Source organism: Lentzea sp. NPDC006480 (genome assembly GCF_040611995.1).
Classification (GTDB): domain Bacteria; phylum Actinomycetota; class Actinomycetes; order Mycobacteriales; family Pseudonocardiaceae; genus Lentzea.
This window is the reverse complement of the sequence record NZ_JBEXPJ010000101.1, coordinates 24,825-31,355: the sequence shown is the minus strand read 5'-3', so window position 1 is coordinate 31,355 and position 6,531 is coordinate 24,825. Positions and strand designations below refer to the sequence as shown.

At 67.3% G+C, this 6,531-nt stretch carries 5 protein-coding genes; 3 read left to right on the top strand and 2 right to left on the bottom strand.

Annotated features, from left to right (window positions below; genetic code table 11):
* The first annotated feature begins 83 nt into the window (after positions 1 to 83).
* Together ABZX92_RS30935 and ABZX92_RS30930 are read left to right on the top strand one after the other, a co-directional pair.
* Positions 84 to 755 (top strand): Tat pathway signal sequence domain protein, encoded by a 672-nt coding sequence (locus tag ABZX92_RS30935; RefSeq protein ID WP_355567019.1) that lies wholly within the window; start codon positions 84 to 86, stop codon positions 753 to 755.
* Positions 752 to 2,752, top strand: coding sequence for an NPCBM/NEW2 domain-containing protein (locus ABZX92_RS30930; RefSeq protein ID WP_355567016.1), 2,001 nt, complete (start codon positions 752 to 754; stop codon positions 2,750 to 2,752). The genes ABZX92_RS30935 and ABZX92_RS30930 overlap by 4 nt, the downstream gene beginning before the upstream one ends.
* On the opposite strand, the gene ABZX92_RS30925 is transcribed toward ABZX92_RS30930, so the two are convergent.
* Positions 2,706 to 4,001 (bottom strand): amino acid permease, encoded by a 1,296-nt coding sequence (locus ABZX92_RS30925; protein ID WP_355567024.1) that lies wholly within the window; start codon positions 3,999 to 4,001, stop codon positions 2,706 to 2,708. The genes ABZX92_RS30930 and ABZX92_RS30925 overlap by 47 nt on opposite strands.
* A gap of 256 nt (positions 4,002 to 4,257) precedes the next feature.
* On the opposite strand from ABZX92_RS30925, the gene ABZX92_RS30920 reads away from it, so the two are divergent.
* On the top strand, positions 4,258 to 4,647 hold the full coding sequence (locus ABZX92_RS30920; protein ID WP_355567013.1) for a hypothetical protein: 390 nt from the start codon (positions 4,258 to 4,260) through the stop codon (positions 4,645 to 4,647).
* A 3-nt stretch (positions 4,648 to 4,650) separates the two neighbouring features.
* Here the strand turns inward: ABZX92_RS30920 and ABZX92_RS30915 are convergent, their stop codons facing one another.
* Positions 4,651 to 6,138, bottom strand: coding sequence for a hypothetical protein (locus tag ABZX92_RS30915; RefSeq protein ID WP_355567010.1), 1,488 nt, complete (start codon positions 6,136 to 6,138; stop codon positions 4,651 to 4,653).
* Between the last annotated feature and the right edge of the window lie 393 nt (positions 6,139 to 6,531).

Sequence of the window (6,531 nt, the reverse complement as noted above, 5' to 3'; positions counted from 1 at the left end):
GGCGCCGTACGAGCTCGTGAAGGAGATCGCGCAGAACGGCCCGGCCGGCGTACGCGGATCCGGCGATCCAGGCCGACTGGGCGTTGAAGTGGAACCCCACGCCGTCCGGTGACGGGCTGAAGGCGTTCGAGGGACTGGAAGACGACCGCGCGGGCTCCCACAAGGGCACCAAGCACATCTACGTCGAGGGCGACCACTGGCGCTTCGACATGCACACGCGCGACCGCGACGGTTCGGACCGGCAACGCAACGAGTGCAAGGGCATGCGGTCGGGCGGAACCACGCACAAGATCGGCAAGGACCAGACCTGGAAGATCACCTATCAGGCGTTCTGGCCGTCGTCGCTCACCGCCACGACCCGCTTCACGCACATCATGCAGATGAAGGTGCAGGACGTCGGTGGTCCACTGTGGACGCTGACGCCGCGGGCCAAGGACAAGCCGACGCTGACGATCCTCACGCTGAAGGACAACGACGCCAACACCGAGCACGTCGTCGCCGACTGGACGCCGTTGCAGAACAAGTGGATCGACGTCGAGTTCGAGTTCAAGGCGTCGAACTCCGGCGGCCACCTCGCGTGGCTGTTCAAGGACGCGGGCACCGTCGTCGGCCAGGGCAGGGCGACGGACGTGGACCTGTGGCGCGACAAGAACTACCTCCGCCCCAAGTGGGGCATCTACCGGAGCATCGAGAGCTCCGGCCTGCAGAACACCTACCAGCTCATCCGCAACTACAGGGGTTACAAGTGGGAGTGAGATCTCTGCTGACGGCCGTGGCGCTCGTCGCCGCGTCCGTGGCTGTGCCAGTCGCCCAAGCCGATCCGGTGGTGGAGGCGGACCCGACGCTCGCGTTGACGCCACCGATGGGGTTCAACAACTGGAACACCACCGGCTGCAACATCAACGAGCAGATGATCCGCGACATGGCGGACATCTTCGTGACCAAAGGCCTGAAGGACGCGGGCTACCAGTACGTGAACGTCGACGACTGCTGGGCGGACCTCACCCGCGACCCGGAGACCGGGCGGTTGCGCAACCACCCGACGCGGTTCCCGAGCGGTATGAAGGCTTTGGCCGACTACATCCACGCGCGTGGGCTGAAGTTCGGCATCTACACGAGTGCGGGCACCCAGACCTGCGCGAAGACGATGCCGGGGGCGCTCGACCACGAGGAGCTCGACGCGCAGACGTTCGCGGACTGGGGCGTCGACTACCTGAAGTACGACAACTGCAACAACGAGGGCCGTCCCGCCCTGGAGCGCTACACGAAGATGCGGGACGCGCTGAAGAAGACCGGGCGGCCGATCGTCTACTCGATCTGCGAGTGGGGGCAGAACAAGCCGTGGGAGTGGGGCAAGGACGTCGGCAACCTGTGGCGCACCACCGGTGACATCAACGACACCTGGTCCAAGACGGTCGAGATCCTGAAGCTCAACGCGCCGTTGGACCAGTACGCGGGGCCCGGGCACTGGAACGACCCGGACATGCTGGAGGTCGGCAACGGGCAGCAGTCGACCGTCGAGTACCAGAGCCACTTCGCGCTGTGGTCGATCATGGCGGCGCCGCTGCTGATCGGTGCGGACCTGCGCAAGGTGTCGGCCGAGCACTTCGACATCCTGCGCAACAAGGAGATCATCGCGATCAACCAGGACAGGCTCGGCGTCCAGGGCAAGGTGATCAAGCAGGAGAACGGGCAGTGGGTGTTCGTGAAGCCGCTGTCCAACGGGGACAAGGCCGTCGCGCTGTTCAACGAGTCCGAGGTGAACGCGACGATCTCGACGACAGCTCGGGATCTCGGACTGCGGCAGAGCATCGGGTACACCGTGCGGGACCTGTGGCAGCACAAGAACTTCCAGTCCGCCGGCCAGATCTCGGCGGCGTTGCCTCCGCACGGCACGGCGATCTTCCGGGTGAAGGCGTCGCAGGACTGGTACCAGCACGAGCCCGCGATCGACACGCAGCTGGACATCGCGCAGCAGTTCCCCGGCATCCCGAGCACGATCACCCCGGCCGGGGAACCGTTCGTGGCAACGGTGACGGCGACGAACCAGGCGCCGATCCCGGTCCTGAACGCCGCCACGACGTTCACCGCGCCGGCGGGCTGGAAGGTCGAGAAGCTGGCCTCCGAACGCGCACCGGTGCTGCTGACCTCGCAGTCCGTGCAGAGCAAGTGGAAGGTCACGCCACCGGCCGGGGCAGTACCGGGAGCACACGTCCTCAACGGCGCGCTCGGAGTCACGTGGGTCGGGCACGGCAAGCTGACCCGTCCGGTGAGCTCGCCGGTGCTGGTGCCGGTCGCGCCGCCGTCCGGTGGTGAGTTCTGGGCCAGTGACGTCAAGTTCACCACCGAACGCAGCGGCTACGGGCCGGTCGAGCGCGACAAGTCCAACGGCGGCTATCTCGGTGGCGACGGCAAGACGCTGACCATCAACGGAAAGACCTACGAGAAGGGGCTCGGCGCGCACGCCAACGCCGAGCTGATTCTCTACGTGGGCGGCCGCTGCAGCTCGTTCACGTCCGACGTCGGCATCGACGACGAACGGGACGTGAACAAGCTCGGCTCGGCGATCTTCCAGGTCTACGCGGACGGGGTGAAGGTCGCCGACAGCGGCCTGCGCACCTGGCAGGACGACGCCGTGTCGGTCTCAGGGTCGTTGCGGGGAGCCAAGTTCCTGCGGCTCGTGGTCAACGACAGCGGTGACGGCGTCAGGTTCGATCGTGGAGACTTCGCCGGCGCGAAGCTGACCTGCTGAGCGCGATCGCGGCGATGACGGCGACGAGCACGCCCGTGGACAGGATCTGTCCGCGGGCCTGCTCGTCGTTCAGCATCAGGACGATGATCGCGGCGATACCGGCCAGCGCGAGCCAGGACAGGTACGGGTAGCCCCACATCGGGACGGCCGGGTTCGCCGTGGTCCTGCGCAGCCGGATCTGGGAGACCGCGATGAACGCCCAGACGACGAGGAGCGCGGAGCCGACGGCGTTGAGCAGCAACAGGAACACCGTGTCCGGCCACAAGTAGTTCAGGACGACCGAGACGAAGCCGAAAGCGACGGACGCCAGGACGGCGTTCCTCGGGACGCCGTTCTTCTTGGTCAGCATCGCTTTCGGGGCCTCACCGCGTTCGGCGAGCGAGCAGAGCATGCGGGCCGCGCCGTACAGGGTCGCGTTGATGGCGCTCAGCAGGGCCACGAAGATGACGACGTTCATGATCTGGGCGGCGGCCGGGATGCCGAGCTTGTTGAGCACAGCCACGTACGGGCTGGCGCCGACCTCGGAGTCGTTGTACGGCAACAGGGTCACCACGACCGCCATCGAGCCGAGGTAGAAGACGAGCAGGCGCGTGATCGAGGTGCGCACGGCTTTCTTGATGGCGTGCTTGGGGTCTTCGGCGTCCGCGGCCGCGATCGTGACCACTTCCAGGCCGCCGAACGCGAACACCACGGCCATGAACCCCGCCACGACCCCGCCCCAGCCGTGGGGGAGGAAGTCCTTGAGGTTGCTGAGGCCTGGGGAGTCGACGTTGGGGAGCAGGCCCGCGATCGCCAGCGCGCCCAGAACCAGGAAGAGCACGATCGCGGCGATCTTGAGGCCCGCGAACCAGAACTCGAACTCACCGAAGTTGCGGACGTTGGTCAGGTTGACCGCGGTGAGGGCCGACATGAAGATCAGGACCCAGGCCCACTGCGGGACGGCGGGGACCCAGCCGGCTGCGATCTTGGCCGCGCCGGTGGCTTCCACGGCCAGCACGACCCCGACTGTTCCCCAGTAGCACCAGCCGACGGTGAATCCCGCCCACGGGCCGATCGCCTTTTCGGCGTGAACGGAGAAGGCGCCGCCGCTGGGGTGTTCCGCGGCCATTTCGCCGAGCATTCGCATGATCAGCAGCGCCAGAAATCCGGCGAGACCAAATGAGATGAGCACGGCAGGTCCTGCCACCGCTATGCCGGCGCCGGTGCCGACGAAGAGGCCGGCGCCGATGACGCCGCCCAGCGCGATCATTGTCACGTGGCGTTCTTGCAGGTGAGTCACGCTCTCCAGCCCCGTTCGAGTGTGCCGATGGCGGCCCGATAGTGAGTTCATGGCGGCGGAGAGTCAAATCGTGTGATCGGAGTTACACCGTACTGAACTTGGTGAGGTGAGATCGATGGACTCGCCTAATGGAGCTCTTCCTGCGGGAGCGTTGCCGGCCGGGGTGTTGCCACAACTCGACACGTTCTCCCGAGCAATCGAGAGGTACTCGGATTGGGGGTGGTTGGTGTTGCGGTCGGAGAACCGGCTGCTGTTGACCACTGATCATTCCGTGTCCGCGGTGGAGCTGGCGGCCGGGATCGGCGGGGAGGTGCAGCACTACCTGTCGGTCCGGATGCTGGGCGGGCCGGTGGTCGTGTTGCCAGGGGCGCCCGGACGGTGGCTGATCCTGACCTCGTCCGCGGACGAGGCCTCGCAGGTCAATTTGATCCGGTTGCGGGCTCGGGGTGCGTTGACGCATCGGCTGGGGACGCTGGTGCCGTTGCCGCCTTCGCGGATCGACCGCGGGATGGTGGGGTGGCTCGGCGAAGTTCCGGCGGAGAAGCCTTTCCTGCCGCCGTTCTCCGCTGTGGTGGCGGCTCTTCGCGCGGTGACGGAGACCGCCGGGCTGCGGTGACGGTCAGTGGCCGCCGGTGCCTGAGGTCCACAGCACCGCGCTGCCGAGGTAGACCACGGCGTTGCCGTCGTCCTGCACCGCGAGGCGGGCGCCTGACCTGCCGCCGGAGCCGCTGTCCCACACCGCGCGGCCGCGCGAGTCGTAGATCACGAAGTTGCCGTCCCGCTGCATCAACGCCACCGCGCTGCGCGTGCCGGTCGTGCCGGACGCCCACAGCACCTGTCCGGTCGCGGTGTGGGCCAGCACGAGGTTTCCGTCGCGTTGCAGCGTCAACCGGAAGCGCCCGTCGCACGACGTCTGGCTCCGGCCGGGGAACACCGCCTCGTCCGGGTTCAGCCAGGTGCACCCGGCCGGTGCGCCGCCGGCCTTCAGGATGCCCGGTTCGGTCACGCCGATCGCGAAGTTCAGCTTGGCGCCGGTGAACTCCGGCTGCAGCACGCTCGCGTCGGCGGACCCCACTTGGTAGCCGCTGGGATCGGCCTGTCCGCTGCCGCACTCCGTCGTCGGCACACCGACGTGCCGCGACTCGTCGGCGTTGCCGGTCACGGTCCAGTCGCGCACGCCGTTGATCGCGTAGCCGTAGCCCATGTGCAGACCGAGCAACCGGTTGCCGGTCACCGCGGCGCCGTGCACCGTGCCGGGGTCGTCGCACTTCCACACCCGCAGGCCCATGGCGACCCCGACCTTGATGAACGCGCCCTTCGCGTCGATCACGTTGCCGCGCACGACGGTGCCGGTGAAGTTGCCGCTCATGGGTTTGTAGTCCACCAGGTTGATCCCGCCGAGCAGCTCGCGCTTCTCCGCGACGACCGTGTTGTTCTCGACGGTCGATCCAGGTGCGCCGAACACGACGATGGCGCCGTCGGTCGCGTCGGTGATCGTGTTGTCGCGCGCCAGCGAGTTGCCGCACGCCAAGGAGATGCCGTCCGCCCAGTCGGGACTGAGACCCGCGGGGCCGATCCGGTTGCCGATGATCTGTGCGCGCTGGCAGTGCGGTACGTCGCCGGTGAGCACGCCTTCGTAGAAGTGCAGTGCGGACCACGTGCGCGGCTCGATGATCGTGTTGTCGCGCACGACCTGGTCGACTGCACCGCCCATGGACACCAGGGCGGGCACGTTCCCCTCCAGCCTGCCGAGTGCCGGTCGGTTGCCGTCCACCACGACGCCTCGCAGGGTCACCGCGTCCTGGTAGCCGCCGTCGACCGCGCCGGCCAGCGTGGGCGAGACGATCCGCAAGGTCGCCGGCGCGGCCGCGTTCGCCTCAGTGGTGATCTCCTGGCGCGGGGCCGTGAACCTCACCGGGGCATTGAGGGAGAACAGCGCTCCCGAGCAGAGCACGGCCTTCGCGTCCGGACCGTTCAGCGCCGCGTTGATGGCCACCTCGGTGCCGGACGGGATGCATCCCGCCGCGCCCGCTTGCGGTACGGGCACGCAGATCGCCAGTGCCGTCAGCAAGGACAGACCGATACCCCGGAACTTCCGCGCGCCCATGAATCCCCCAGTTCGGCACCGTCAGTCCCGCGATCATGGCACGCCGCTGGAGCGGAGGGAGGACGTTCGCCGTTCTTGCTCTGTTCGCGGACCTCGCCGTACCTGGACTCGAGGCTTTAACGGTCACGTAATCGATTGCGAGTCCGCCAGTGGTCGAATTGAGTCACGTCGGAATCAAGTGAGAGAGCATCGGTCGCCAATGCGGGTGACGCCGGAAGCACCTGGGATGCGATCACGGTCAGCAGAGTTCGCATGGCGGGGTTTACCCCCGGATGGGGTACGCGGGGCAATCCGTGCTGCTGAATATGTCGTCTCGATAGGCGCTGCGTAGCCATGGGTTGGGCTGAGCGTGTGACACATGCCGCAAGGCCGGGTGGGTGATGGGGGTCACCC